The sequence below is a fragment of the Nocardiopsis listeri NBRC 13360 genome, assembly GCF_001570765.1.
Classification (GTDB): Bacteria; Actinomycetota; Actinomycetes; order Streptosporangiales; family Streptosporangiaceae; genus Nocardiopsis; species Nocardiopsis listeri.
In genome coordinates this window covers 14,300-40,911 of record NZ_BCSH01000057.1, presented here as the reverse complement: position 1 = coordinate 40,911, position 26,612 = coordinate 14,300, and the positions used below count along the sequence as shown (strand labels likewise).

Sequence of the window (26,612 nt, the reverse complement as noted above, 5' to 3'; positions counted from 1 at the left end):
GTGATCTTCGAGTACGCGCCCGCACCGGAGTCCCGCTCCGTCGTCGGTCTGCGCCAGACCTACGACCTGTTCATCGACGGAGAGTTCGTCCCGGCCCAGGGCGGTGAGTACGTCACCAGCCTCAACCCGGCCGACGAGGAGGAACTCGCCCAGGTGGCCGTGGCCGGGGCGGCCGACGTCGACCGCGCCGTCGCCGCCGCCCGCCGCGCCCAAGAGACCGTGTGGGGCCGCATGAGCGGCGCCGAACGCGGCAAGTACCTGTTCCGCATCGCCCGGATCATCCAGGAGCGTTCGCGCGAGCTGGCCGTCCTGGAGACACTGGACAACGGCAAGCCCATCAAGGAGACCCGCGACGTCGACGTTCCGCTGGTCGCCGCGCACTTCTTCTACTACGCCGGTTGGGCCGACAAGCTCGCCCACGCCGGGTTCGGCCCGAACCCGAGGCCGCTGGGCGTGGCCGCCCAGGTCATCCCGTGGAACTTCCCGCTCCTGATGCTGGCGTGGAAGATCGCCCCGGCGCTGGCCACCGGCAACACCGTGGTACTCAAGCCGGCCGAGACCACCCCGCTCACCGCGCTGGTCTTCGCCCAGATCTGCCAGGAGGCCGAGCTTCCCCCGGGCGTGGTCAACATCCTCACCGGCGCGGGCGAGACCGGCCGGGCCCTGGTCGAGCACCCGGGCACCGACAAGGTCGCCTTCACCGGCTCCACCGAGGTGGGCCGACAGATCGCGCGGTCCGTGGCCGGCACCGACAAGCGCCTCACCCTGGAACTGGGCGGCAAGGGCGCCAACATCGTCTACGACGACGCGGCCATCGACCAGGCCGTGGAGGGCGTGGTCACCGGGATCTTCTTCAACCAAGGCCACGTGTGCTGCGCCGGCTCGCGTCTGCTGATCCAGGAGTCCATCGCCGAGGAGTTCCTGCCCCGGCTCAAGGCGCGCGTGGCCAAGCTGCGCCTGGGCGACCCGCTGGACAAGAACACCGACATCGGCGCGATCAACTCCGCCGCCCAGCTGGAGCGGATCCGCGAGCTCACCGACACCGCCGACGAGGAGGGAGTGGAGCGCTGGTCGCCGGCCCGCGACCTGCCCGAGTCCGGCTACTGGTTCGCGCCCACCGTGCTGACCGGCGTCAGCCAGGCCCACCGCGTGGCCCGCGAGGAGATCTTCGGCCCCGTGCTGTCGGTGCTGACCTTCCGCACTCCCGAAGAGGCCGTGACCAAGGCCAACAACACCCCCTACGGGCTCTCCGCCGGGGTGTGGACCGAGAAGGGCTCGCGCATGCTCTGGACCGCCGAGCGTCTGCGCGCCGGCGTCATCTGGTCCAACACGTTCAACAAGTTCGACCCGACCAGCCCCTTCGGTGGCTACAAGGAGTCGGGATACGGCCGCGAGGGCGGGCGACACGGTTTGGAGGCCTACCTTGGCTGAGCGGCGCGAGAACAAGAAGAAGGACAAGGGCGAGGCCAAGGCCCCGACCAAGGACGGAGCCAAGGCCCCGACCCAGGTCGACGCCGAGGTCCCGGCCCGCCTGGCGGTGAAGAAGACCTACAAGCTCTACCTGGGCGGTGCCTTCCCCCGCTCGGAGTCGGGCAGGAGCTACCCCGTGACCTCAGCGGACGGTACCCATCTGGCCAACGCCTCGCTGGCCTCCCGCAAGGACGCCCGTGACTCCGTGGCCACGGCCCGCAAGGCCTTCGGTGGCTGGTCCGGACGCACCGCCTACAACCGCGGCCAGATCCTCTACCGGATCGCCGAGGTCATGGAGGGACGGCACGCCCAGTTCGCCGAGCAACTGGTCGCCGCCCAAGGGATCACCCGGGCCAAGGCCGACCGTTACGTGCGGGCCGCCGTGGACCGCTGGGTGTACTACGCCGGCTGGACCGACAAGTTCGCCCAGGTCATCGGGGGCGCCAACCCCGTCGCCGGACCGTACTACAACCACTCGGCGCCCGAACCGACCGGTGTGGTCGTGGTGTTCGCGCCCCAGGGCGCGCCGCTTCTGGGCCTGACCTCGGTGCTGGCCCCGGTCATCGCCACCGGCAACACCGCGGTGGTGGTCTCCTCCCAGACCGCTCCGCTGCCGGCGATCGAGCTCGCCGAGGTGCTCGCCACCTCCGACGTTCCCGGCGGGGTCGTCAACGTCCTCACCGGGAACGTGGGTGAGCTCGGCCCGCATTTGACCGCGCACGCCGACGTCGACGCCCTGGACCTGGCCGGTACGGGCGACCGGGCCGTGGAGTTCGAGAGGGCCGCCGCCACCACCCTCACCCGGGTACTGCGCCCCGGACCGGAGGCCGACGGCGGCGAGCAGGCCTGGCTCGACACCGACCCCGGAACCTCTCGCCTGACGCCGTTCCTGGAGACCAAGACGGTTTGGCATCCGGTCGGAGTGTAAGACTGACGGGCGGGCCCGCTTCGCGATCGAGAAGGGCCCGCTCCGACAGCGAGTGGAGGATGAAGGTGCCGGCGAACACCCCCGAAGAGGTTCAGCCCCCCGTTCCCGAACACCGCACGGTCCCCGGACTGCGCCTGGTCCGTCTGGACCGCCACAACCCCGAGGTCGATCTGCTGCGTGAGGTGGTGGCCCGTCAACGGGTCGCCCCCGGGCAGCGCAGGTTCGTCGACGAGGCGGTGCACACCCTGCCCCGCGCCGACGACGACCCCGAACGCTTTCCGTACGCCATCGTCCTCACCGAGGGCGACCTGTCCGACCATGCCGGCGCCCTGAACGCCTGCGTCGGGTTCGGTATCGTCGACCGGCGCGGGGTCCTGCGCGAGATCGTCGACGAACCCGACGAGGCGGTGCTGCTGCGCGCCTTCTACGTCGCACCCGAACACCAGGGCAAGGGGATCGGCCGCACCGCGTGCTCGGCCCCACTACTCGACCTGCTCGTCGCCCAGGTCGCCCCTCGCGCCGAACAGATCGTCCTGTGCCTCAACGAGGGCAACGAGGACGGCGAACGCACCTACCGCGCCGCCGGGTTCGCACCCACCGGTCGCCACTACGACGCCGGTGAACACGGGCCCCAGCGCGTGTTCGCCCGACCACTACAGACCGGATCGCACCCGGTGCCACGGCTCCCGGAGCCACGTTGACCGTGGACCATGAACGCCCCGACGTGCGCCTGGTCCCGCTGGGCCGGGCCACGCCGGAGACCACCGACCTGCGCGAGGCGCTGTTCGACCACGACCTGCCGCCCGAACAGCTCCGCTTCACCGGGCTGCCCGCGCGGACCCTGCCCGAGGCGGACGCCGACCCCGCGCGTCTTGCCTACGCGATCGTGGTCGGGGCGGCGACGATCGACGGGGAGCGGGACGCGCGTGCACGCTGCGCGGGGTTCGGTGTCCTCGACGGGAACGTGGGAGCCCTACCGGTCGACGAGCCGGAGCGCGCGGTGCTCATGCGCGCCTACTACGTCACACCACAATGGCAGGGCCGAGGCATCGGTCGTACCTCCTGTGCCCCGCCCCTGCTCGACCGGCCCGCCTCGACGATCGCCCCGCGCGCGGAGAAGATCGTGCTCTGTGTGAACCGGGACAACCTCTCGGCACAGCGTGTCTACACCGCCGCGGGCTTCGCCTTCACCGGGACCACCGTCCCGGGCAACGCGGGCCCCCAGTACGTGATGGCACGACCCCTGGACATCGAAGCCCGCCCCGAGCCGCGCCCGCGGCACCGACGAACGGAGAACCCGCAGTGACTCGCACACCCCAGGCCGCCGCCGAACAGGCCGCAACCGAACTGCGTGAACGCACCGGTGTGGACGGCTACGACATCGCCCTGGTGATGGGCTCCGGATGGGCACCCGCCGCCGACCTGCTCGGCGACGCCGAGTACGAGCTGCCCTCGTCGGAGCTGCACGGCTTCCTGAAGCCGGCCGTGGACGGCCACAGTGGCACCGTTCGCTCCATCGGTGACGGCGACCGGAACATCCTCGCGTTCCTGGGGCGCACCCACCTGTACGAGGGCCACGGCACCGACTCCGTCGTGCACGGTGTGCGTACCGCCGTCGCCGCCGGGGCCCGCAAGATCGTGCTCACCAACGCCGCGGGCGGCATCAACACCGACTACGCCGTCGGTTCCCCGGTACTGCTCTGCGACCACATCAACATGACCGCGAAGTCGCCGCTGTCCGGCGCCGACTTCGTCGACCTGAGTCGGACCTACAGCCCCGAACTGCGCGCCATCGCCCACGACGTGGTCCCGGACCTGCACGAGGGCGTCTACGCGGCCATGCCCGGCCCGCACTTCGAGACGCCCGCCGAGGTCCGCATGCTCCGGGCCCTGGGCGCCGACCTGGTCGGCATGTCCACCGTGCTGGAGGCCATCGCCGCCCGCGCCGCCGGCGCCGAGGTGCTCGGCATGTCCCTGGTCACCAACATCGCCGCGGGCCTGGAGGGCGCCAACCTCGACCACCAGGAGGTCCTGGCGACCGGACGCGACTCCGCCCAGGCCGTCGGCCGCCTGCTGGCCGACATCGTCGCCAAGATCTGACCGAACGAACTCGCTCGCAGCGCCCCTCCCAGCGACCCACCCGGAAGGTATCCGCCTTGACCGCCACCGAACTCCTCGCCCGGGCCCGGGACTGGTACGACCAGGACCCGGACCCCGTCACCCGGGCCGAACTGTCCGACCTGATCGTCCGAGCCGAGACCGGGGACGCCGCCGCCCTGGCCGACCTGGGGGACCGGTTCGCCACCGGACTGGAGTTCGGCACGGCCGGTCTGCGCGGTGAGCTCGGGGCCGGACCCGACCGGATGAACCGGGTGGTGGTCATGCGCGCCGCCGCGGGCATCGCCTCCTGGTTGGGGGAGGGTGGCAAGCACGTGGTGATCGGTTACGACGCCCGGTACCGGTCGGAGGACTTCGCCCACGACAGCGCCGCCGTCCTCACCGGGGCCGGTCACCGCGTGTCCTTGCTGGCGGAGCCGCTGCCCACCCCGGTGCTCGCCTACACCCTGCGCGACCTGGGCGCGGACGCGGGGATCGTGGTCACCGCCAGCCACAACCCGCCCAAGGACAACGGCTACAAGGTCTACGTGGGCGGTGCCGGGGACGACGCGGGCAGCCAGATCGTCTCCCCGGTGGACGCCGAGATCTCCGCCGCCATCGACGCGGTCGGACCCGTGGGCGACCTGCCGTCGGGTCGGGACTGGACGGTGCTGGGGCCCGAGGCGCTGGAGCGCTATCTGGACGCGGTCACCGCGCTGCCCTTGGGCCGTGACCGGGACCTGTCGGTGGTCTATACGGCCATGCACGGTGTGGGCGGCCGGGTGCTGGTGGAGGCGGCCCGTCGCGCCGGGTTCGCCGCCCCCACGGTGGTCGCCGAACAGTTCGAGCCCGACCCCGCCTTCCCCACGGTGGACTTCCCCAACCCGGAGGAACCGGGCGCCATGGACCTGGCGCTGGCCCTGGGGGAGCGGACCGGCGCGGACCTGATCGTGGCCAACGACCCCGACGCCGACCGGCTCGCCCTGGGGATCCCCGGGTACGGGATGCTCACCGGCAACGAGGTGGGCGGGCTGCTCGCGCGTTACGTCCTGGACCACACCAGCGGCGCCGAACGGGTCGTGGCCACCTCCATCGTCTCCTCCAGTCTGCTGGAGAAGATCGCCCGCGCCCGGGGAGTGCACTACGAGGAGACCCTCACCGGGTTCAAGTGGCTGGCCAGGGCCGGCGCGCCGGGACAGCGGCGGGTGTTCTCCTACGAGGAGGCCCTGGGCTACTGCGTGGGCGGCGACGGCGGGAGACCGGTCGCGGACAAGGACGGGATCGGCGCCGCCCTGATGGCGATGGCCCTGGCCGCGACGGCCAAGCGCGAGGGACGGACCCTCCTGGACCTGATCGACGAGCAGGCCCGCGAGTTCGGCCTGCACCTGAGCGATCAGCTCTCGGTGCGGGTCCAGGACCTGTCGGAGATCTCCGCGGCGATGCGGCGGTTGCGCGCCGAACCGCCCACCGCGTTCGGTCCCTTGAAGGTGTCAGGGGTCGTCGACTTCGCCGGCGGTCACGAGGGGCTGCCGCCGACCGACGCGCTGCGCTTCGAACTCCAGGGCGCGGTGCGGGGGCGGGTCACGCTGCGCCCCTCGGGTACCGAACCCAAGCTGAAGGCCTACGCCGAGGTGGTGTCGGGGGTCGGGGGCGACGTCGCGGCCATCCGCGCGCAGGGCTCGAAGGTGCTGTCCGAGCTGATGGCCTCGGTCGCCGAAGCGGTCAGGGGATGATCGGGGCGGGGTTCACTCCGCCTCTTCGGTGGGTTCGACGACGGGGCGGTGTACGACCTCGTCTATGACGGTGAGGGTCTGGGTCGAGGTGACTCCGGGGAGCGCCTGGAGCCGGGTCAGGATCAGATCGCGCAACTGGTTGGTGTTGGCGACCCGGACGAGCAGGACGATGTCGGCGGACCCGACCACGTACCAGCAGTACTCGATCTCCGGGTAGGAGGAGAGGATCTCCCGGTTGGCGCGCCAGTCGGGCTGGCTGCCGGAGATGAGCACGAGCGCGGTGACGCCCAGACCCATCTTGGAGTGGTCGGTCACCACGGAGTAGCCGCGGATGACGCCTTCATCGGTGAGCCGCTTGATCCGGTTGTAGGCCGTCGCGCGGGAGACGTTGGCCAGTGCGGCGATCTCCGTGATGCCGGTTCGAGCGTCCTTGGCGAGAGCGCTCAGGATGGTCTGGTCGGTCGAGTCCGGCCGCCGGCCGTTCCTGCGCTGGTCGCCCATGGCCATTGCGTGCTCCTCGTGTGCTCTTGTCGTAGTGCTCGGCTCCTTGCTGTCAACGTTGACAGGGAGCTAAGGAAATACCAGGTGAACGTTGTTTTCGTCCATTGAAATCTCAGTCGGCGAGATACGGGCGCGGGTTCGGGCGATGAGGGTCGGGGGACGAGGGACGCGCTCCGGAACTCTTGTGCGAATCACCAAGTGGCGAACGCGTTGGTGGACGATCGACTGTACTCATGGTTGACGCGCGGGATGGGTGGTGGGTTTCCCCGACTGGTCGGTAACTACACCGTGGTGTCCTGAATCAGACATATTTTCTCGCTGAATCGGCCATTTCGGTGCTATTTGTCGTAACTGTGGGGACATGCAACGACTCCAGTGGGCGGGGTTCCGAAGGTACGGGCCTCGGTGCCGCTCAGGCACCCCTCGTGTTCGGATCGCAACGCGTCGGTGTCCGTTCCGGGGTGAGCGGGGTGTCGGCAAGCGGTGGACGTTCGCCGCGTCGGGCGGCCCGAGTCACGGGTGGTTGATCATGATTCGTGATGTTTGGCGTAGCGTGTCGTTTTTCGCTTCTCCAGACATCGAATCCTGGACGTAAGAGAACAACCCTGGCTCGAATGTGCTTGAACGTCTCGACTGTTCGGCTGTATCTAGCGAAACCGTCCAGTCGTACGGAGAATCGAGGGTAGGAACGTGACCACCCCGAGCCCGGTGGCGTGCCACCGCGCGCCCAAAGGCCATGTTGGGAGCCGCTCGCCATGCCACCCCGAGAGTCCACGGGCCAGGACTCCATCACCGTGGAACACCTGTCACCCGAACTCACCCGCCGTCTCTATCGCGACATGCGTACCGCCAGAGACCTGGACACCGAGGCCATCGCCCTGCAACGCCAGGGCGTCTTCCCCGCCTACGTCTCCGTCCGAGGACAGGAGGCCGCACAGGTCGGCGGGGCCACCGCGCTCGATCCCACCCGCGACTTCGTCTTCCCCACCTACCGAGAGATGGCCGCCGCCCTCGCCTACGGCGTCGAGATGGTCGGTTACATGGCCACCCACCGAGCCCTGTGGCACGGCGGCCTCTACGACGTCATGGACGCCCGGTTCGGCGCCATCAACGCGGTCGTGGGCGGGCCGGTGCCGCACGCCGTCGGTTGGGCGATCGGTGAAAGACTCCGAGGTGGCGAGGGCGTGGCCATGGCCTACTTCGGCGATGGAGCCAGCTCCGAGGGCGACGTCCACGAGGCCATGAACTTCGCGGGGGTCTTCACGGCGCCCGTCATCTTCTTCTGCCAGAACAACCAGTGGGCGTTGTCGGTGCCCAACCACCGCCAGGTCGCCGGTGGTTCCATCGCCGCGCGCGCCCAGGGCTACGGCATCGAAGGCGTCCTGGTGGACGGAAACGACGTCGGTGCCGTCCACACCGCGACCGCCAAGGCCGTCCAGCGGGCCAGGGAGGGCGGCGGCCCCACCGTCATCGAGGCCCTCACCTACCGGGTCGAACCGCACTCCACCTCGGACGACTCCGCCCGCTACCGGGACGAGGAGGAGGCCGCCCGCTGGCGCGAACGCGATCCCCTCACACTGCTGCGCGCCGCGCTGGTCGAGGCCGGTCACGCCGATGAGGTCGACCTGGACCGGATCGACGCCGAGTCCGCCGAACGGGCCGAGCGGATCCGCGACGGTGTCGCCGAGGCCCCCGAGCCCCACGGCTCCGAACTGTTCACCCACGTGTTCCGGGAGACCACGGAGGAACTCACCCGGCAGCACCGAACCTGGCAGGAAGAGGTCGAGCTGTGACCGAGCTGATCGAGCGCGCCGCCGCACCGGATCCCCGAGGCGAGACGGTCGAACTGTCCATGCAGCAGGCCATCAACCGGGCCCTGCGCGTCCTGCTCGCCGAGGACCCGAAGGTGCTCGTCTTCGGTGAGGACGTCGGCGCCCTGGGCGGTGTCTTCCGCGTCACCGACGGGCTACAGAAGGAGTTCGGGGCGCAGCGTGTCTTCGACACCCCCCTGGCCGAGTCCGCCATCATGGGCATGGCGGTCGGTCTGGCCATGAACGGCCTGCGGCCCGTGCCCGAGCTCCAGTTCGACGGTTTCGCCTACCCCGCCATCGACCAGATCGTGAACCAGGTGGCGCGCATGAACTACCGCACCCGCGGCGCCGCGCCCATGCCGATCACCCTGCGGCTGCCCTCCTTCGGCGGCATCCAGGCCCCCGAACACCACGGGGAGAGCCTGGAGGCGCTCTTCGCGCACACCCCCGGTCTGAAGGTCGTGGCCCCCTCCGACCCGGGTGAGGCCTACGGCCTGTTGTTGCAGTCGGTGCGCTCCGACGATCCGGTCGTGTACATGGAACCCAAGGCCCGCTACTGGGACCGCCGACCGGTTCGGCTCAGCGAGCCCACCGACCCCATCGGAACCAGTCGGATCGTCCGCCCGGGCCGGCACGCCACCCTCGTCGCCTGGGGCGCCATGGTGCACCAGTGCGTGCGGGTGGCCGAACTCGCGGCCGAGGACGGCGTGGAGTTGGAGGTGCTGGACCTTCGCTGGCTCAAACCCATCGACGCCGCCGGGCTCGTGGCCTCGGTCTCGCGCACCAAGCGTGCCGTGGTCGTCCACGAGGCGCCGCTCACCGCGGGGCTCGGCGCGGAGGTCGCCACCCTGATCACCGACGGCTGCTTCCGTGAACTGGCCGCCCCGGTCCAGCGCGTCACCGGCTTCGACGTCCCCTACCCGGCCGGTCCCCTGGAGTCCCAGTACCTGCCGACGATCGACCGCGTCCTGCTCGCGGTCCAGCGCACCCTGGAGTACTAGCCCACATGCCAGAAGAGAACATCACCTTCGCCCTTCCCGACCTCGGTGAGGGACTGGTCGAGGCGACCGTCCTGGAGTGGCAGGTGTCGGTCGGCGACGTGATCGGCCGCAACGATCCGCTGGTCGAGGTGGAGACCACCAAGTCCGCCGTGGTGATCCCCTCGCCCAAGGCCGGACGCGTGGTGGAGCTGCACGCACAGGAGGAGGGGGTCGTCCCGGTCGGCGACCCGCTGGTGACCTTCGCGGTGGAGGTGGAGGAGACACCTCGGGCCGGCATCGTGGGCAAGGTGCCCACCGAGGAGGCCACGCCGCGACGAAGGGTCCGCCTCAAACCCCCGACGGACTGACCGACCGACCCCTCGGTCCGAAAGCCCCGTCCTCATCGGAGACCCGTTCGGATGTCGGCACGAGTGAAAGCCCTTGTGCCGACCATTCACTCAGAGGAACATCTGAATGGGTCTCCGTTCTCTTTGGTGAAATACCCGAACCGGGAAAGGTGCAGAAGGATTCATGACAGCGAATCTCGTCGGAGACGTGACAATAAGCTATACGGATTTTCCGCCGCAGGTCCCGAGTGACTCCGTTCCGGTGCTTCTGTTGCACGGTTTCGGGAGCTCCTTCGACATGAATTGGCGGGCCACCGGTTGGCTCCGGACACTGGAGACCGAGGGGCGCCGGGTGATCGGTCCGGACCTGCGCGGCCACGGAGGCAGTGACAAACCCACCGACAGCGGGCTCTATCTGCCCGAACACTTCGTCGCCGACCTTCTCCGGCTCCTCGACGAGCTCGGTCTGCCGAGCGTCGACGTGGTCGGCTACTCCATGGGGTCCAGACTGGCCTGGGCTCTCGCGCTCACCGCACCCGAACGCGTGCGCCGCGTGGTGTTGGGCGGGTTCGGCCCGGTCGACGCGCCGGCCTGCCTGGGCGCGGACGAACCCGGAGCGGGAGACACCCCCTTCGACCACGTCTTCCGCGCGGTCGGCGGACTGCCGGGCAACGACCCCGAAGCGCTCGCCGCCTGCGCACGGGGGCAGGCCGCCGATCCCTTCACCGTCGAACCCCGCCCCGAGGGCGTGCCGATCCTGCTGGTGGCCGGGGCCAAGGACACGGTGGCCGAGGGCGCCACCGACCTGGCCGCTTCCTGCGAGGGCGTCTTCGTGGAGATCCCCGGACGGGACCACGCCAACGCGGTCTCCTCCCGTGTGTTCAAGCAGGCCGCGGTGGACTTCCTCGCCGGCTGAGCGGGCGGGCCCGGAATATTGGGTCAGGCCGGTCTAGACCGGCCGGCTTCCACGTGGATGTGTGACCAAAGGTGAGGGTCACGGTACAACCGGTCGTAATCCCGTGTTCTGCCAGGGAAGAGGGGGTCGAAAACCGAGAAAGGCCGAACGGGCGGCCCCTCCCGGTGCGCTCTCGGCAACTTTCGAGTAAGGCCCCCGTGTCACTTGGCTCTCGCCTTCATAACAACTCCGACCGTGGGTTAGGTGTACTTTCCGCAACGGGATATCGTCCGGCTGCAGAACTCAGGCCGGTCCCGCGCGGAATGCGGCACCGCTGAGAGGGCGAAGGGGAGAGTTACCCAAGTGAAGCGTAGTAACGCAGCCAAGTTCGCCGCGGTCGCCGCGGCGGGCATGCTGGCACTCACCGCGTGCGACAACGCGGTCGAAGACGGCGACAACGGCGGTGCCGAGGGCGGGGACGAGACCTCCGAAGTACGCGTGGGCCTGGCCTACGACGTCGGTGGTCGCGGCGACCGTTCCTTCAACGACTCCGCGTTCCGAGGCTTGGAGCAGGCGGCCGAGGAGCTGGGCGTGCAGACCCAGGACTTCGAGCCGTCCGACGGCGAGCCGGACTCCGCCAAGGAGGAGCGTTTGGCAACCATGGCCGATGAGGGCTATGACGTCGTCATCGCGGTCGGGTTCGCCTACGACGCCGCCATCCAGGCGGTCGCGCCCGAGTACCCGGAGGTCCACTTCGCGATCGTGGACTCCGAGATCGATGGGATCGACAACGTCACCAGCCTCGTCTTCGCCGAGGAGCAGGCCTCCTTCCTGGCCGGTGCCGCCGCGGCGCTGACCACCGAGGAGGACCACGTCGGTTTCGTCGGCGGTGTCGAAACCCCGCTGATCCACAAGTTCGAGGCGGGCTTCAGCGCGGGCGTCGAACACGTCGACGAGGCCATCGACGTCGAGATCGACTACCTGAGCCAGCCGCCGGACATGAGCGGCTTCAGCGACCCGGCCCGTGGCCGCGAGGTCGCCCAGGCCCAGTACGACCGTGGCGCGGACGTCATCTACCACGCCGCCGGCGCCTCCGGCAACGGTGTCCTGGAGTCGGCCGTGGACAACGACTTCACCTTCATCGGCGTCGACAGCGACCAGTACGAGAACGCCGACGACGAGCAGAAGCCGCACGTGCTGACCTCCGCCATCAAGCAGGTCGACCTCTCGGTGTTCGAGCTGATCAAGGCCGCCACCGAGGACAGTGTCGAGGGTGGCATCCAGCGCTTCGACCTCAGCGAGGGCGGCGTGGACTACACCACCACCAACGAAGAGGAGATCGCTCCGCTGCAGGAGGAGCTCGACGAGCTCAAGGAGCAGATCATCGCCGGTGACATCGAGGTTCCCACCGAGCCCTGACGGGCACGGAACCCACCACCGAGCGGGCACCGGGCCCGCGCCGTGATCCACACCGGTCACGAGGAACGGAGCCGGAGGGGGCGCAGACCCCCTTCGGCTCCGCCCGGTAGCCGCACCGCGACGAAGGTGTCCGGACGTGGCCGTACCCCGGCCCGCCCGCGCCCCGCCGCAAGTTCCCCAAGAGGAGTCTGATGAGCAGCACGCCATCGGGCGGCGGGTCGAACGGACCCGCCGCCGTTGAGCTGCGCGGGATCACCAAGCGTTTTCCCGGCGTCGTGGCCAACCACGACATCGACATCACCGTGGCTCCCGGTACCGTGCACGCCATCGTCGGCGAGAACGGGGCGGGTAAGTCCACGTTGATGAAGACCCTGTACGGCATGCACAGGCCGGACGAGGGCACCATCCACGTCAAGGGTCGGGAGGTGCGGTTCCACTCGCCCTCCGACGCGATCAAGAACGGCATCGGCATGGTGCACCAGCACTTCATGCTCGCCGACAACCTGACCGTCCTGGAGAACGTGGTCCTGGGCGCCGAACGCCGTCATGGCATCGGCAACAAGGCCCGTGAACAGATCCGCGCCCTGTCCGGTCAGTACGGTCTCGGGGTCGAACCCGACCGCCTGATGGAGGACCTGGGCGTCGGCGACCGCCAGCGCGTGGAGATCCTCAAGGTCCTCTACCGAGGCGCCGAGACCATCATCCTGGACGAGCCCACCGCGGTCCTGGTCCCGCAGGAGGTCGACGAACTCTTCGACAACCTGCGCGAACTCAAGCGCGAGGGCCTGACCGTCATCTTCATCTCGCACAAGCTCGACGAGGTCCTGTCGGTCGCCGACGAGATCACCGTCATCCGACGTGGTACCACCGTCGCCACCGCTGACCCGCGCACCACCACCGCGCGGGAACTGGCCACACTGATGGTCGGTGGCGAACTGCCCGTCCCCGAGCTGCGCGAGTCCACCGTCACCGACCACGTGGTCCTGTCCCTGGACGGGATCACCGTGACCTCCGCCGACGGCCGCAAGGTCGTGGACGACGTCTCCGTGGACATCCACAAGGGTGAGATCGTCGGCATCGCGGGAGTCGAGGGCAACGGCCAGTCGGAGCTCATCGAGGCCATCATGGGCATGCGTCGGGTCTCCTCCGGTCACATTCGCCTGGAGGAGGACGACGTCACCTCGTGGTCCACGCTGCGCATCCGTGAGGCGGGCGTCGGCTACATCCCCGAGGACCGGCACCGCCACGGCGTGCTGTTGGAGTCCCCGCTGTGGGAGAACCGCGTCCTCGGTCACCAGACCCGTGAACCCAGCGTCCGCGGACCCTGGATCAACAGGGCCGGTGCCAGGGCGGACTCCGAGCGCATCGTCGCCGAGTACGACGTGCGCACCCCCGGCATCGACGTCATCGCGGACGCGCTCTCCGGCGGTAACCAGCAGAAGTTCATCATCGGTCGGGAGATGAGCGGGGAACCGCGCTTCCTGGTCGCCGCGCACCCCACCCGGGGCGTGGACGTGGGCGCCCAGTCCGCGATCTGGGAGCAGTTGCGCGAGGCCCGGGCCGAAGGCCTGGCCGTGCTGCTGATCTCGGCGGACCTGGACGAGCTGATCGGCATGTCCGACACGCTGCACGTCATCCTGCGCGGCCGACTGGTGGCCGAGGCCGACCCGACCGACGTCACCCCCGAACAGCTCGGCTCCGCCATGACCGGCGCCGGCCTGTCGGGCGACCGGGAAAGCGATTCCGGTGCGAGCGACCGTACCGACGAAGAAGAGAACGAGGGCGGCGCATGAGTAAGCTTCCCCGCCCCGACATGACCATGTCCGGGCCCGTGGTCGCCGCGATCGCGGTCGTCCTGGGCGCCGGGGTCACCGCGGGGCTCGACCTGGCGCTGCTGTGGTGGGTGGCGGTCATCATCGGCGTGGTGGTGGCCTTCGGCTTCGTGGCCTGGGCCGCCCCACTGATTCCGGATGAGCGAGGTGCCGGATCCGGCGGCGCCACGGAGGAGGGGACCGCCCTCCACAAGACCCTGGTGGTGCCCACGGCGCTGCTCCTGGCCGTGGTGTCGGGTCTGCTGTCCGCCTGGTTGCTGGACCTGCAACTCCAGGAGTGGGCAGCGGCCCTGCTCGGCGGTGCCATCGGCGCCGCGCTGGCGTTCCTGCTGTTCCATCGCCTGTCCGCCATGCTGGCGTTGTCCTTCGCCGCGGTGTTCGCCGCGGGGATCCTCGCCATCGCGGTGACCGCGGCGGTGCTGTACTTCAGTGGCATCACGCCGTTGGCCACCTTCGAGCGGATGCTGGAGTACGGCACCAGGCCCAACAGCATGGTGCAGATCATCAACGACGGCGTCACCTACTACCTGGCCGCCGTGGCCGTGGCGATCGGCTTCAAGATGAAGCTGTTCAACATCGGCGTCGACGGTCAGTACCGGCTGGCGGCGCTTTTGGCGGCCGCGGTCGGCGGGTACCTGGTCCTGCCACCGGTGATCAGCCAGTTCGTCGTCATCGTCACCGCGGTCGCGGTCGGTGGCGTGTGGGCGGGCATCGCCGGTTACCTCAAGGTCGCCCGTGGCGTGTCCGAGGTGATCTCCACGATCATGCTCAACTCGATCGCCACCGGCATCACCGCCTACCTGTTGACCGAGGGGCGCCTCGCGGTCGAGATCAGCACCAACAACATCGGTACCCCGCCCATCCCCGAGTCCGGTTGGGTCCCCGGTATCCCGGCGACCTTCCTCGGTTCGGAGCGGGAGATCTTCGGCCTGATCTTCCTGGCCGTCGCGGTCGGCATCGGTTACTGGATCATGCTCAACCGCACCCGGTTCGGCTTCGAGCTGCGGGCCACCGGCCAGTCCAAGACGGCGGCCGAGGCCAGTGGTGTCGACGTCAAGAAGATGGTCTTCCTGTCCATGCTCTTCTCCGGCATGGTCGCGGGACTCGTGGGACTGCCGCAACTGCTCGGCAGCTCCCACTACTACGCCCTGGACTTCCCGACCGGGATCGGCTTCATCGGTATCGCCATCGCGCTGCTGGGCCGCAACCACCCGGTGGGCATCGTCTTCGCCTCCCTGTTCTGGGCCTTCCTGAACCAGGCGGCGGGCATCCTGCCCTTCGACGGCATCCCCCAGGAGATCGCGGTCATCGCGCAGGCCACCATCGTCCTCACGGTCGTCGTGGTCTACGAGGTGGTCCACCGCTGGGGCCGTCGCTACGAGCAACAGCAGATCGGCAGGCAGCTCGGTCAGACGACCGAGACCACACCGGAGCCCGCGGCCGTGTCCCACGGACCGGAGCACGGTTCCGACGAGGGTGACGACAGCGTCCCCGGCCGTTCCAAGGAAGACGGCACCGACGACAAGAGCGGTGGGGAGGCACAGTGAGCCAGGAACTCAACGTGATGGAGTCGGTGACCAAGCGCCGACCCAAGGGGTGGGCGCGCTGGCGCGTCCTCACCCTGTTGATGGCGGTCTTCGTGTCCCTGGCGGGCCTGCGGGTCATCACCGGCCAGGACATGCTGACCGACGCGGGCACCGTCCGTACCACGCTGACCTTCGCGGTCCCGATCGGACTGGCCGGTCTCGGCGGTCTGTGGGCCGAACGCGCGGGCATCATCAACATCGGCCTCGAAGGCATGATGATCTTCGGAACCTGGTTCGGGGCCTACTTCGCGTGGAGCTTCGACAACCCGTGGATCGGCCTTATCGCGGGGACCATGGGCGGCATGCTCGGTGGCCTGATGCACGCGGTGGCCACGGTGACCTTCGCCGTGGACCACATCGTGTCCGGTGTGGCCATCAACATCCTGGCCCTGGGCGCCATGCGCTACATGTCGATCCTGATCTACTCCGACATCCCCGGCGCGGGCGCGGCCCAGTCCCCGGTGGCGCCGTCGTTCCCGACCCTGAACGTTCCGTGGTTGCCCGAGGCCCTCGCCCCCGTCGCCCAGAGCGGGACCTTCCTGATCAGCGACCTGGCGTCGCTGGTCATCGGTCTCACCACGCGCATGTCCGCGCTCACCCTCATCGCCATCCTGCTGATCCCGATCACCTACCTGGTGTTGTGGAAGACCACCTTCGGTCTGCGGTTGCGGTCGGTGGGCGAGAACCCCGACGCCGCGGAGTCCCTCGGCGTGCCGGTGTACACCCTCAAGTACATCGCCGTGGTCGTCTCCGGTGGCCTGGCCGGTATGGGAGGGGTGTTCCTGGCGGTCGTCGCCTCGCAGATCTACCAGGAGGGACAGACCGGTGGCCGCGGCTACATCGGTCTGGCCGCGATGATCTTCGGTAACTGGCGTCCGGGCGGCCTGGCCATGGGCGCGGGCCTGTTCGGCTACACCGACGCCCTCCAGGTGCGCGGCGGCGGCGCGGCCATCCACGCCCTGCTGCTGCTCCTGGCCGTGGTGCTGCTGGTGGTGGCCGTCTGGCAGGTGCGCAAGGACCGCAAGGGCATCGCCATCGCCGGTTTCCTCGCCGCGGTCGTGCTGCTGCTGTGGTACTTCAGCACCGACTCGCTGCCCCGCGAGCTGGCCACCTACAGCCCGCACGTCGCCACCCTGTTGGTGTTGTCCCTGGCCTCGCAACGGCTCAGGGCACCCGCCGGGGTGGGCAAGCAGTGGAGGGCGAGCCGATCATGAGCGGACCCGGGACGAGCGTGGACTGGGCGGCGCTGAGAGAGACCGCCCGGCAAGCCATGACGCGCGCCTACGCGCCCTACTCGAAGTACCCGGTGGGCGCGGCCGCGTTGGTCGACGACGGCCGGGTCGTGAGCGGCTGCAACGTCGAGAACGCCTCCTACGGCGTGGGTCTGTGCGCCGAGTGCGGACTCGTCAGCGCCCTGCACGCCACCGGGGGCGGCCGACTGGTCGCCTTCGCGTGCGTGGACGGGCGGGGCGAGGCCCTGATGCCGTGCGGGCGCTGTCGTCAGCTGCTGTACGAACACGGCGGACCCGAGATGCTCCTGGACACGCCCGAGGGGATCCTTTCCCTGGATCGGGTGCTGCCCCAGGCGTTCGGACCGCACAACCTCACCTGATCAGTCGATCGCAAGGCGTCTCCCCGGTCCCGCCCCGCGTGGCCGGGGAGACGTCGTTGGAAGGGACATGACATGGACGTCATCGAGATCATCCGCGCCAAGCGGGACGGGGTGGAGCTCACCCCCGAACAGATCGACTGGGTGATCGCGGCCTACACCCGTGGCGAGATCGCCGAGGAACAGATGTCGGCGCTGGCCATGGCCATCTTCATCAAGGGGATGGATCGTACCGAGGTGGCCCGCTGGACCGAGGCCATGCTGGACTCCGGGGAACGCCTGGACTTCTCCGACCTGACCCGACCCACCACCGACAAGCACTCCACCGGAGGGGTGGGTGACAAGATCACCCTGCCGCTGACGCCCACCGTGGCGGCCTGCGGGGCGGCGGTGCCCCAGCTGTCCGGGCGCGGGCTGGGTCACACCGGCGGCACCCTCGACAAGCTGGAGTCCATCCCCGGCTGGCGGGCCTCGCTGTCCACCGAGGAGATGCGGCGGGTCATCGTCGACACCGGCGGGGTGATCTGCGCCGCCGGTTCAGGGCTGGCGCCGGCGGACCGCAAGCTCTACGCCCTGCGCGACGTCACCGGCACCGTCGAGTCGATCCCGCTCATCTCCGCCTCGATCATGAGCAAGAAGCTGGCCGAGGGCACCGGCTCGCTGGTGCTCGACGTCAAGGTCGGTTCGGGCGCGTTCATGAAGGATCTGCCCGCGGCCCGTGAGCTGGCCCGCACCATGGTGGACATCGGCAACGACCACGGGGTGCGCACCGTGGCGCTGCTGACCGACATGGAGAGCCCGCTGGGTCGTCAGGTCGGCAACGCCCTGGAGGTGGCCGAGGCGGTGGAGGTGCTCTCCGGTGGCGGACCGGCCGACGTGGTGGAGCTGACCGTGGCCCTGGCCCGGGAGATGCTCGCCGCCGCCGGGCTCACCCCGGGCGAGAACGGGATCAAGGACCCGGCCGAGGCGCTGCGCGACGGTAGCGCCCTGAAGTCCTGGAAGGACATGATCCGTGCCCAGGGCGGCGACCCGGACGCGCCCCTGCCCGAGGCCGCCGAGAGCCGCGTGGTGCTCGCCCCGGCCTCCGGTGTGGTGACCCGCCTGGACGCCTACCAGGTCGGTCTGGCCGCCTGGCGGCTCGGCGCGGGGCGGGCACGCAAGGAGGACGCGGTGTCCTTCGGCGCGGGCGTGACCCTGCACGCCAAGCCGGGCGAGGAGGTCGTCGCGGGCGAACCGCTGTTCACCCTGCGCACCGACGAGGCCGAGCGCTTCGAGTGGGCCGCCGAGGCGCTGGAGGGCGCCTGCGACATCGGTGACGCCGACGAGTGGACCCCGAGGCCGCTGGTCATCGACCGCGTGGCCTGAGGTCCAGACCCCGGCCGGGGCCCACGAGGGGCCCCGGCCGATCGGGTGGACTCTCCTATGGGCGTCAGTCCATGATCGGCGGCATCATCTGCTGCTCGGCCGCCTCGGGGACCATGTAGAAGGTCACCGCCGCGATGATCACGAACAGCAGTCCCACGATCACGGTGGCGGTCGCGCCCCACTTGGCCCACGGGCGGGTGCCCGGGTTGAGCAGCGCCAGCGACAGACCCGCGAAGAGCACCGCGAGCAGCGCCACCCCGCCGCCCATCATCAGCTGGAGCTCGATGTGGCCGATCTGCTCGGGCGCTATGGGCTGTCCGCTCACCAGGATCATGCTGGTGAGCATCTCCAGGAGCTGCCCGGACATGATGGTCACGCCGAGCAGGACCAGGCCGACGATACCGAAGGTCTCCGCGGACAGGGCGCCCCCGGGACGGTGATCGGCCGTCGACCCGGCGACAGGCTCCGCGTCGTCGTTCAGGTCCCCTTCCTGGTCGGGGTCCTGCCCCTCGGCCGCCTCGTGGGGCGTCTCCGTCGAGGCCTCGGGCTCGGGCTCGGTCCCGGCCGGTTCGAAGCTCGGCCGACCGGACTCCTCCGGATCGGTCGTGGTGTTCTCGGGCCCTGTGTTCTCTTCCGGTGTCGTACTCACGCGGCCAACGTACCCGGGGGTGTGTATAAGCAGTGCCTAAGAATCGCCTGGTGGGCGTAGGGAACCGGGCCGGAGGGGTCTCCGGCCCGGGAACGGGGGTCAGGGGGACAACAGGACGTAGGAGGTCACGGTCAGCAGGACCAGCAACAGGCCGACGATGACCGTGGCCGCGGCCAGGTGGCGTGCCCACGGTCGGGTGGTGGGCGCGGCGCGCAGTAGCGCCACGGCGGCGCTCACCACGGCCAAGGCGGAGAACAGGCCGGCTCCGGTCAGCTGTCCCTGGACCGCCGCGCTCAGGGTGCCCTGTGCGCCGGTCAGGGTGTGCTGGTTGAAGATCGCCACCAGTTCGGTGGACAAGAGGGTGGTGGCCAGCAGTAGGAGCCCGGCCACGCTGAAGGTCTCGGGTCCGAACAGGCCGGCGGGTCGGGGTTCGGGGACACCGGAGACGAAGGCTTCTCCCGCGCCGCCCTCGACGGGCGTCCGGGTCTCGGCGTCCTCGGTGGCTTCGGATGCCTTGGAGGTGGGGGTGGTGTCCTTGGTGTCTTCTGAGGAGGTGCTCACCCGCGTCAAAATACCGGCCCCATGTCCCGAAGGACGCCCTCCGTAACGGGATGATCGCGTCCGGTTCCGGCCATTTCGTCGGATAGGAGCCCTGAACCGGGCGAATCAGAAACAATCGCAGGTGCTTGTTTTTTTCTGTGTCCGGTGTCACTCTCGTTTCCATGACCGCTACAGCAGCCCCCTCCCTGCGGGTCGGCAACGCCTCCGGATTCTACGGAGACCGCCTCGGCGCGGTACGCGAGATGCTCACCGAAGGCACGGTGGACGTCCTCACCGGTGACTACCTGGCCGAACTCACCATGGCCATCCTCGGCCGCGACCAACTGACCGACCCCGCACGGGGCTACGCCAAGACCTTCCTCGAACAGATGAAGGAATGCCTGGGGCTGATCATGGAGCACCGGGTCCGGATCGTCACCAACGCCGGTGGGCTCAACCCCCGAGGGTTGGCCGACAAGCTCACCGAACTCGCCGAGGGCCTGGGCTTCGAGCCCCGTATCGCCTGCGTCACCGGTGACGACGTCCTGCACCGGGCCGAGGAATTCGACTTCGGGCACCCGCTCACCGCCAACGCCTACCTCGGCGGGTTCGGCATCGCCCGCTGCCTGGACCTGGGCGCCGACATCGTCGTCACCGGGCGGGTCACCGACGCGTCCCTCGTGGTGGGCCCGGCCGTCTCCCACTTCGGTTGGACCCGTGCGGACGTCGACGCCCTGGCCGGCGCGACCGTGGCCGGACACGTCATCGAGTGCGGCACCCAGGCCACCGGCGGCAACTACGCGCTGACCGACGAGCTCGTCGGTCGCGACCTGGACCACCCCGGCTTCCCCATCGCCGAGATCGCCGCCGACGGCGGCAGCGTCATCACCAAGCACGAGGGTTCCGGAGGCGCGGTCACGGTGGGCACCGTCACCGCCCAACTGGTCTACGAGATCGACGGCGCCCGCTACGCCGGACCCGACGTCACCACTCGACTCGACACCGTCCGCCTCACCCAGGAGGGACCCGACCGGGTGCGGGTCGAGGGGGTGAGGGGGGAGGACCCGCCACCCGACGTCAAGGTCGGCCTGACCCGGCTCACGGGCTTTCGCAACGAGGTCGAGTTCCTCATCACCGGACTGGACGCCCAGGCCAAGGCCGCGCGGGCCGAGCGGCAGATGCGCGCCGCCCTCGAACACCGTCCGCCCACGGAGCTGCGCTTCGAGTTCACCCCCGCAGTCGACCCCCACGGCCGCACCCAGGACGACGCGACCGCACGCCTGAAGGTCGTGGCCCGTGACGGCGACCCGGCCGTCATCGGTCGCCGTTTCGGCGCCGCCGCCGTGGAACTCGCCCTCGGCAGCTACGCCGGGTTCCACATCACCGCGCCACCGCGCGACGCACGCCCCGACGGGGTCACCGCCACGCACGCCCTCGTCCCCGCCACGGAGGTCGAGCACACCGTGATCACCCCCGACGGTGACCGGGAAGCGGTCGCGCCACCCGAACGCACCCTCGGGCTCGCCCCTGTACCGGAACCGGCCCCGCCCGCGCCGCCGCCCGAGGGCCCCACGCGCATCGTCCCCCTCGGACTGGTGCTGGGCGCCCGCAGTGGCGACAAGGGCGCCCACGCCAACCTGGGCGTGTGGGCCACCACCGACGAGGGCTGGCACTGGCTCGCCCACACCCTCACCGTGGACGTCCTGCGCGAGCTGCTGCCCGAGATCGCGGAGCTGACCGTCACCCGCCATCCGCTGCCCAACCTGCGCGCCGTCGACTTCTGGATCGAAGGGATCCTGGCCCCCGGCACCGCCCGCCGCGAGGGCCCGGACCCCCAGGCCAAGGGGCTCGGCGAATGGCTGCGCGCGCGCCGCTTCCCCGTTCCGGTGTCGCTACTGGAACACCCCCCGACCTCGAACAACGAGGAGAACCCGTGAGCGTCCTGACCTCCAGACTCGACACCCGCGGCCCGGCCTACGCCCGGGCGCGGGAGGAGATGCTCGGCAGGCTCGCCGAGATCGACGCCGAACACGCCAAGGCCCTGGCCGGTGGTGGTGAGCGCTACGTCGAACGCCACCGTTCCCGAGGTGGCCTGCTCGCCCGCGAACGCGTCGAACTCCTCCTCGACGAGGGCAGTCCCTTCCTGGAGCTGTCCACCCTCGCCGCCTGGGGCAGCGACTTCCAGGTGGGTGCGAGCGTGGTCACCGGCGTCGGCGTGGTCTGCGGGGTCGAGTGCGTGATCGTGGCCAACGACCCGACGGTTCGGGGCGGCGCCACCAACCCCTGGTCTCTGAAGAAGTCGGTGCGCGCAGGGGAGATCGCCGAACGCAACCGGATGCCGATGATCAGCCTGGTGGAGTCGGGCGGCGCCGACCTGCCCACCCAGAAGGAGATCTTCATCCCCGGCGGTGGCACCTTCCGCCACCTCACCCGCCTGTCGAGGGCCGGCATCCCCACCATCGCCCTGGTCTTCGGCAACTCCACCGCCGGTGGCGCCTACGTCCCCGGCATGAGCGACCACGTGGTCATGGTGCGCGACCGGGCCAAGGTGTTCCTGGGCGGGCCGCCACTGGTCAAGGCCGCCACCGGGGAGGAGAGCGATGACGAATCCCTGGGCGGGGCGCGCATGCACGCCGAGGTGTCCGGGCTCGCCGACCACCTGGCCGAGGACGAACACGACGCCATCCGGATAGGGCGGCGCATCGTGGCCCGCATCAACCACACCAAGGCCGGACCCGCCCCGAGCGCCACCGCACCCGAACCCCTCCACCCCGCCGAGGAACTCCTGGGCGTCATGCCGCCCGACCTCAAGGTCCCCGTCGACCCCCGCGAGGTCATCGCCCGCGTCGTCGACGGCTCCGAGTTCGACGAGTTCAAACCCTCCTACGGAACCGGTCTGGTCACCGGTTGGGCGCGTCTGCACGGCTACCCCGTCGGCGTCCTGGCCAACGAGAACGGCGTGCTGTTCAGTGAGGAGTCACAGAAGGCGGCCCAGTTCATCCAGCTGGCCAACCGCTCCGACACCCCGCTGATCTTCCTGCACAACACCACCGGCTACATGGTCGGCGCCGAGTACGAGCAGGGCGGCATCATCAAGCACGGCTCGATGATGATCAACGCCGTCTCCAACAGCACCGTCCCGCACTTCTCGGTGCTCATCGGAGCCTCCTTCGGGGCCGGGCACTACGGGATGTGCGGCCGCGCCTACGACCCGCGCTTCCTCTTCGCCTGGCCCAGCGCCCGTTCGGCGGTGATGGGCCCCGGGCAGCTCGCCGAGGTCGTCTCCATCGTCTCCCGGGCCTCGGCCGCCAAGAAGGGGCTTCCCTACGACGAGGAACAGGACCGCGCCATGCGGGAGATGATCGAGAACCAGATCGAGGCCGAGTCCCTGCCGATGTTCCTGTCCGGCCGGGTCTACGACGACGGGGTCATCGACCCCCGCGACACCCGCACCGTCCTGGGACTGTGCCTGTCCTTCGCGCACAACGCGCCCGTCGCCGGCACCGACGCCTTCGGCGTCTTCCGCATGTAGAGGAGGCCAGGACATGCCCCACACCCCCACCACCGACCCGACCACGAGCGTCCCGAACACGGTCGGCGCCCTCCGCCCCGTCACCGCCCTGCTGGTGGCCAACCGCGGCGAGATCGCCCGCCGGATCATCCGCACCTGTCGCACCCTGGGCCTGACCTCCGTGTCCGTGTACGCGCCGGGCGAGGAGGACGCCGCACACGTGCGCGAGGCCGACGCGGCCGTCGCGCTGCCCGTTCCCGAGGGCGGCGGCCCCGTGGACGCCTACCTGGACCCCGATGCCCTGGTCGAGGCGGCCCGCACCGCCGGAGCCGACGCGATCCACCCCGGCTACGGCTTCCTGTCCGAGAACGCCGGCTTCGCCCGCGCCGTCGTCGAGGCCGGGATCACCTGGGTGGGTCCCCCGGCGGAGGCCGTCGAACAGATGGGTTCCAAGACCCTCGCCAAGAAGGTCGCCCGCGAGGCCGGGGTGCCGGTGGCCGACGCCCTCGACCCCGCCGAGGTCCGCGCCGAACACCTGCCCGTGCTGGTCAAGGCGGTCTCCGGGGGCGGTGGCCGTGGCATGCGTGTGGTCCTCGACCTGGCGGACCTGTCCACCGAGGTCGAGGCGGCCCGGACCGAGGCGGCCTCCGCCTTCGGCGACCCCACCGTGTTCTGCGAGCCCTACGTCGAACGCGGCCGCCACGTGGAGGTCCAGGTGCTCGCCGACCTGCACGGCACCGTGTGGGCGATCGGCGAACGCGACTGCTCCGTGCAACGCCGACACCAGAAGGTCCTGGAGGAGGCCCCCGCGCCCGGCCTGCCCGAGGAGGTCCGGGAACGCCTGCACCGGGCCGCCGAGGACCTGGCCACGGCCATCGGCTACACCGGGGCCGGAACCGCCGAGTTCCTCGTCCCCGTCACCGACGACGGCCTGGGTGAACCCGTCTTCTTGGAGATGAACACGCGCCTACAGGTGGAACATCCCGTCACCGAGTGCGTCACCGGGATCGACCTGGTCGAGTGGCAGCTGCGCGTGGCCGAGGGGGAACCGCTCCCGAAGGAGGGACCGCCCGCCCCACGCGGACACGCCATCGAGGCCCGCCTGTACGCGGAGGATTCCCGCGAGGACTGGCGACCGCGTACCGGCGTCCTGCACGCGTTCGACGTCCCGGCCACGGACACCTCCTTCACCCCGCTCACCGAACCCGGGGTGCGTCTGGACCACGGGGTGGAGGCCGGTGACGAGGTCGGCGTCGACTTCGATCCCATGCTCGCCAAGGTCATCGCCGTGGGCCGGGACCGCCGCGACGCCCTGCGTCGTCTGTCGGCCGCCCTGGCCGGGGCCCGCCTGCACGGCGTCGGCACCAACCGGGACCTGCTGGTGCGCTCCCTGCGTCACCCCCTCATGGCCGGTGCCGAGACCCGACCGGAGGGGCTGCACACCGGGTTCCTCACCGGCGACCGGCTCACCGAACTGGCGTTGCCGTTGGCCACCCCCGCCACCGAGGACCTGGCGGCACTGGCGGCCTCGCTCGCCTCGGTCGAGGCCGCCCGCTCCACGGCCACCGTGCCCTCCGGGGTCCCGTCCGCATGGCGCAACGTGCCCTCGGCGCCGCACACTCGAAGGCACACCACCTCCGACGGCCGGGAGATCACCACGGAGTTCCGGTCGGTGCGCGGCGCCCACCTGCCCGAACAGGAGGACGTGCGGGTGCTGTCGGCCGGGGCGGAACTGGTCGTGTTGGAGGTGCGCGGGGTACGCCGCGCCTTCGAGGTCCACCGGGTCCCCGGGGAGCGGCCGGACACGACCGGCTCCGTGTACGTGGAGTCCCCGCTCGGCCCGGTCGCCCTCGTTCCCGTCGATCCGCTGCCCTCACCCGAGTCCAGGGTCGACCCCGGCGCGCTCCCGGCCCCCATGCCGGGCACGGTCACCGCCGTGGACGTCGAGGTTGGCGAACGGGTGGCCCAGGGGCGGATCCTGCTGCGGATGGAGGCCATGAAGATGGAACACCGCGTCACCGCCCCCGCCGCCGGGACCGTCCGCGAACTGCCCGTGTCGGCGGGGGAACGGGTCGGCGCCGGCGCGCCCCTCGCGGTCCTCGACTACGGCACGAACACCGAACCGACCACAGACCACGCCCCCGCCGGCGAGGAAGGAACGAACCCGTGACCGGTGCCATGACCTTCGACGAACCCGCCGAACGCGTCGAACTCAGGGCCGCCGTCGCAGCCCTGGCCTCCCGATACGGACCCGAGTACACCAGGGCCAAGGCCGCTGAGGGCGCCTACATGAGCGAACTGTGGAAGGAGGCCGGCGAACTCGGCTACCTGGGCGTCAACATCCCCGAGGAGTACGGCGGTGGCGGTGGCGGCATCGGCGACCTGGCCGCCGTCATGGAGGAGTTCGGCGCCGCCGGCTGTCCCACCCTGATGATGGTCGTCTCCCCGGCCATCTGCGGCACCGTCCTGTCCCGCTTCGGCACTCCGGAGCAGCGACGGAGCCGGCTGCCCGGGCTGGCGAGCGGAGAGACCATCATGGCGTTCGCCATCACCGAACCCGACGCGGGCTCCAATTCCCACCGCATCACCACCACCGCCCGACGCGACGGTGACGAATGGGTGCTCAACGGCCGCAAGACCTTCATCTCCGGGGTCGACGTCGCCGACGCCGTGCTCGTGGTCGGCCGCGTCGAGGACTCCGACACGGGAAGACTGTCCGCCGCGCTGTTCATCGTCCCCACCGAGACCCCCGGCTTCGAGGCCCGGCGGATCGAGATGGACATCGTCAGCCCCGACCACCAGTTCCAACTGTTCATGGACGACGTGCGCCTCCCCGCCGACGCCCTGGTCGGCGACCCCGACGCCGGACTCCGACAACTGTTCGCCGGACTCAACCCCGAACGCATCATGGCGGCCGCCTTCTCCACCGGCTTCGCCCGACACGCGCTCGACCAGGCGGTCTCCTACGCCAAGGAACGCGTGGTGTGGCGGGACCGGCCCATCGGCGCCCACCAGGGGCTGGCGCACCCGCTCGCGCAGATCAAGATCGAGATGGAGCAGGCGCGACTGATGACCCACTACGCCGCGCTCCGCTACGATGCCGGCGACGACGCGGGCGCAGGGGAGGCGGCCAACATGGCCAAGTACGCCGCCGCCGAGGTGTGCGTGCGTTCGGTGGACCAGGCCGTGCAGACCCTGGGCGGCAACGGGCTGGCGAGCGAGTACGGGCTGGGAGCGATGATCGCCGCCTCACGGTTGGCTCGAATCGCCCCGGTGAGCCGCGAGATGATCCTCAACTACGTGGCCCAGCAGTCCCTGGGGTTGCCCAAGTCGTACTGA

At 70.1% G+C, this 26,612-nt stretch carries 23 protein-coding genes; 20 read left to right on the top strand and 3 right to left on the bottom strand.

The genetic code is table 11. From position 1 onward, the window contains the following. The 6 genes from NLI01S_RS17810 (at nucleotide 1) to NLI01S_RS17785 (ending at nucleotide 6,228) form a co-directional block, all read left to right on the top strand. Nucleotides 1–1,431 (top strand): aldehyde dehydrogenase family protein, encoded by a 1,431-nt coding sequence (locus tag NLI01S_RS17810; RefSeq protein WP_067606037.1) that lies wholly within the window; start codon nucleotides 1–3, stop codon nucleotides 1,429–1,431. After that, nucleotides 1,424–2,398 (top strand): aldehyde dehydrogenase family protein, encoded by a 975-nt coding sequence (locus NLI01S_RS17805; protein ID WP_067606035.1) that lies wholly within the window; start codon nucleotides 1,424–1,426, stop codon nucleotides 2,396–2,398. Before NLI01S_RS17810 ends, NLI01S_RS17805 begins: the two co-directional genes overlap by 8 nt. Before the next feature lie 65 nt (nucleotides 2,399–2,463). Next, complete coding sequence (locus NLI01S_RS17800) at nucleotides 2,464–3,099, top strand: GNAT family N-acetyltransferase (RefSeq protein WP_223809286.1); 636 nt, start codon at nucleotides 2,464–2,466, stop codon at nucleotides 3,097–3,099. Between the two features lie 2 nt (nucleotides 3,100–3,101). After that, nucleotides 3,102–3,704, top strand: a complete 603-nt coding sequence (locus tag NLI01S_RS17795; protein ID WP_307602068.1) for a GNAT family N-acetyltransferase — start codon at nucleotides 3,102–3,104, stop codon at nucleotides 3,702–3,704. Further along, nucleotides 3,701–4,498, top strand: a complete 798-nt coding sequence (locus NLI01S_RS17790) for a purine-nucleoside phosphorylase (protein WP_067606029.1) — start codon at nucleotides 3,701–3,703, stop codon at nucleotides 4,496–4,498. Before NLI01S_RS17795 ends, NLI01S_RS17790 begins: the two co-directional genes overlap by 4 nt. 56 nt (nucleotides 4,499–4,554) lie before the next feature. Then, nucleotides 4,555–6,228 (top strand): phospho-sugar mutase, encoded by a 1,674-nt coding sequence (locus tag NLI01S_RS17785; RefSeq protein WP_067606027.1) that lies wholly within the window; start codon nucleotides 4,555–4,557, stop codon nucleotides 6,226–6,228. A gap of 12 nt (nucleotides 6,229–6,240) precedes the next feature. Here the strand turns inward: NLI01S_RS17785 and NLI01S_RS17780 are convergent, their stop codons facing one another. Beyond that, complete coding sequence (locus NLI01S_RS17780) at nucleotides 6,241–6,735, bottom strand: Lrp/AsnC family transcriptional regulator (RefSeq protein ID WP_067606025.1); 495 nt, start codon at nucleotides 6,733–6,735, stop codon at nucleotides 6,241–6,243. Between the two features lie 749 nt (nucleotides 6,736–7,484). Between NLI01S_RS17780 and NLI01S_RS17775 the strand changes: the two genes are divergently transcribed. From NLI01S_RS17775 to NLI01S_RS17730, 10 genes are all read left to right on the top strand, one after another. Beyond that, nucleotides 7,485–8,522, top strand: coding sequence for a thiamine pyrophosphate-dependent dehydrogenase E1 component subunit alpha (locus NLI01S_RS17775; protein WP_067606023.1), 1,038 nt, complete (start codon nucleotides 7,485–7,487; stop codon nucleotides 8,520–8,522). Next, complete coding sequence (locus NLI01S_RS17770) at nucleotides 8,519–9,541, top strand: alpha-ketoacid dehydrogenase subunit beta (RefSeq protein WP_067606021.1); 1,023 nt, start codon at nucleotides 8,519–8,521, stop codon at nucleotides 9,539–9,541. The genes NLI01S_RS17775 and NLI01S_RS17770 overlap by 4 nt, the downstream gene beginning before the upstream one ends. A 5-nt stretch (nucleotides 9,542–9,546) precedes the next feature. Then, a complete protein-coding gene (locus tag NLI01S_RS17765) occupies nucleotides 9,547–9,888 on the top strand; it encodes a biotin/lipoyl-containing protein (protein WP_067606019.1) in 342 nt (113 codons plus the stop codon). A 163-nt stretch (nucleotides 9,889–10,051) separates the two neighbouring features. Then, nucleotides 10,052–10,783, top strand: a complete 732-nt coding sequence (locus tag NLI01S_RS17760) for an alpha/beta fold hydrolase (RefSeq protein ID WP_067606017.1) — start codon at nucleotides 10,052–10,054, stop codon at nucleotides 10,781–10,783. Nucleotides 10,784–11,125: 342 nt separating this feature from the next. Further along, nucleotides 11,126–12,181, top strand: coding sequence for a BMP family lipoprotein (locus NLI01S_RS17755; RefSeq protein ID WP_067606015.1), 1,056 nt, complete (start codon nucleotides 11,126–11,128; stop codon nucleotides 12,179–12,181). A 191-nt stretch (nucleotides 12,182–12,372) separates the two neighbouring features. Continuing rightward, nucleotides 12,373–13,974, top strand: coding sequence for an ABC transporter ATP-binding protein (locus tag NLI01S_RS17750; RefSeq protein ID WP_067606014.1), 1,602 nt, complete (start codon nucleotides 12,373–12,375; stop codon nucleotides 13,972–13,974). Beyond that, complete coding sequence (locus NLI01S_RS17745) at nucleotides 13,971–15,560, top strand: ABC transporter permease (RefSeq protein ID WP_067606012.1); 1,590 nt, start codon at nucleotides 13,971–13,973, stop codon at nucleotides 15,558–15,560. The genes NLI01S_RS17750 and NLI01S_RS17745 overlap by 4 nt, the downstream gene beginning before the upstream one ends. Next, complete coding sequence (locus tag NLI01S_RS17740) at nucleotides 15,557–16,813, top strand: ABC transporter permease (RefSeq protein WP_067606010.1); 1,257 nt, start codon at nucleotides 15,557–15,559, stop codon at nucleotides 16,811–16,813. The genes NLI01S_RS17745 and NLI01S_RS17740 overlap by 4 nt, the downstream gene beginning before the upstream one ends. Further along, nucleotides 16,792–17,211 (top strand): cytidine deaminase, encoded by a 420-nt coding sequence (locus NLI01S_RS17735; protein ID WP_067606008.1) that lies wholly within the window; start codon nucleotides 16,792–16,794, stop codon nucleotides 17,209–17,211. Before NLI01S_RS17740 ends, NLI01S_RS17735 begins: the two co-directional genes overlap by 22 nt. 72 nt (nucleotides 17,212–17,283) lie before the next feature. Next, nucleotides 17,284–18,573 (top strand): thymidine phosphorylase, encoded by a 1,290-nt coding sequence (locus NLI01S_RS17730; RefSeq protein ID WP_067606007.1) that lies wholly within the window; start codon nucleotides 17,284–17,286, stop codon nucleotides 18,571–18,573. 64 nt (nucleotides 18,574–18,637) lie between these two features. Here the strand turns inward: NLI01S_RS17730 and NLI01S_RS17725 are convergent, their stop codons facing one another. Both NLI01S_RS17725 and NLI01S_RS17720 read right to left on the bottom strand, forming a co-directional pair. Further along, nucleotides 18,638–19,222 carry a hypothetical protein gene (locus tag NLI01S_RS17725; protein ID WP_067606005.1) on the bottom strand — a complete coding sequence of 195 codons (585 nt, stop codon included), beginning with the start codon at nucleotides 19,220–19,222 and terminating at the stop codon, nucleotides 18,638–18,640. A gap of 99 nt (nucleotides 19,223–19,321) precedes the next feature. Next, nucleotides 19,322–19,783 (bottom strand): hypothetical protein, encoded by a 462-nt coding sequence (locus NLI01S_RS17720; RefSeq protein WP_067606004.1) that lies wholly within the window; start codon nucleotides 19,781–19,783, stop codon nucleotides 19,322–19,324. Nucleotides 19,784–19,944: 161 nt separating this feature from the next. Between NLI01S_RS17720 and NLI01S_RS17715 the strand changes: the two genes are divergently transcribed. Genes NLI01S_RS17715 through NLI01S_RS17700 form a run of 4 tightly spaced genes read left to right on the top strand, consistent with a single transcriptional unit; the run spans nucleotide 19,945 to nucleotide 26,612 of the window. Then, nucleotides 19,945–21,699 carry an acyclic terpene utilization AtuA family protein gene (locus tag NLI01S_RS17715; RefSeq protein WP_067606073.1) on the top strand — a complete coding sequence of 585 codons (1,755 nt, stop codon included), beginning with the start codon at nucleotides 19,945–19,947 and terminating at the stop codon, nucleotides 21,697–21,699. After that, a complete protein-coding gene (locus NLI01S_RS17710; protein ID WP_067606002.1) occupies nucleotides 21,696–23,294 on the top strand; it encodes an acyl-CoA carboxylase subunit beta in 1,599 nt (532 codons plus the stop codon). Before NLI01S_RS17715 ends, NLI01S_RS17710 begins: the two co-directional genes overlap by 4 nt. Nucleotides 23,295–23,307: 13 nt before the next feature. Then, nucleotides 23,308–25,443, top strand: coding sequence for an ATP-binding protein (locus NLI01S_RS17705; RefSeq protein WP_067606000.1), 2,136 nt, complete (start codon nucleotides 23,308–23,310; stop codon nucleotides 25,441–25,443). Next, the gene (locus NLI01S_RS17700; protein ID WP_067605998.1) at nucleotides 25,440–26,612 is read left to right on the top strand and encodes an acyl-CoA dehydrogenase family protein; all 1,173 of its coding nucleotides are present in this window, start codon (nucleotides 25,440–25,442) and stop codon (nucleotides 26,610–26,612) included. Before NLI01S_RS17705 ends, NLI01S_RS17700 begins: the two co-directional genes overlap by 4 nt.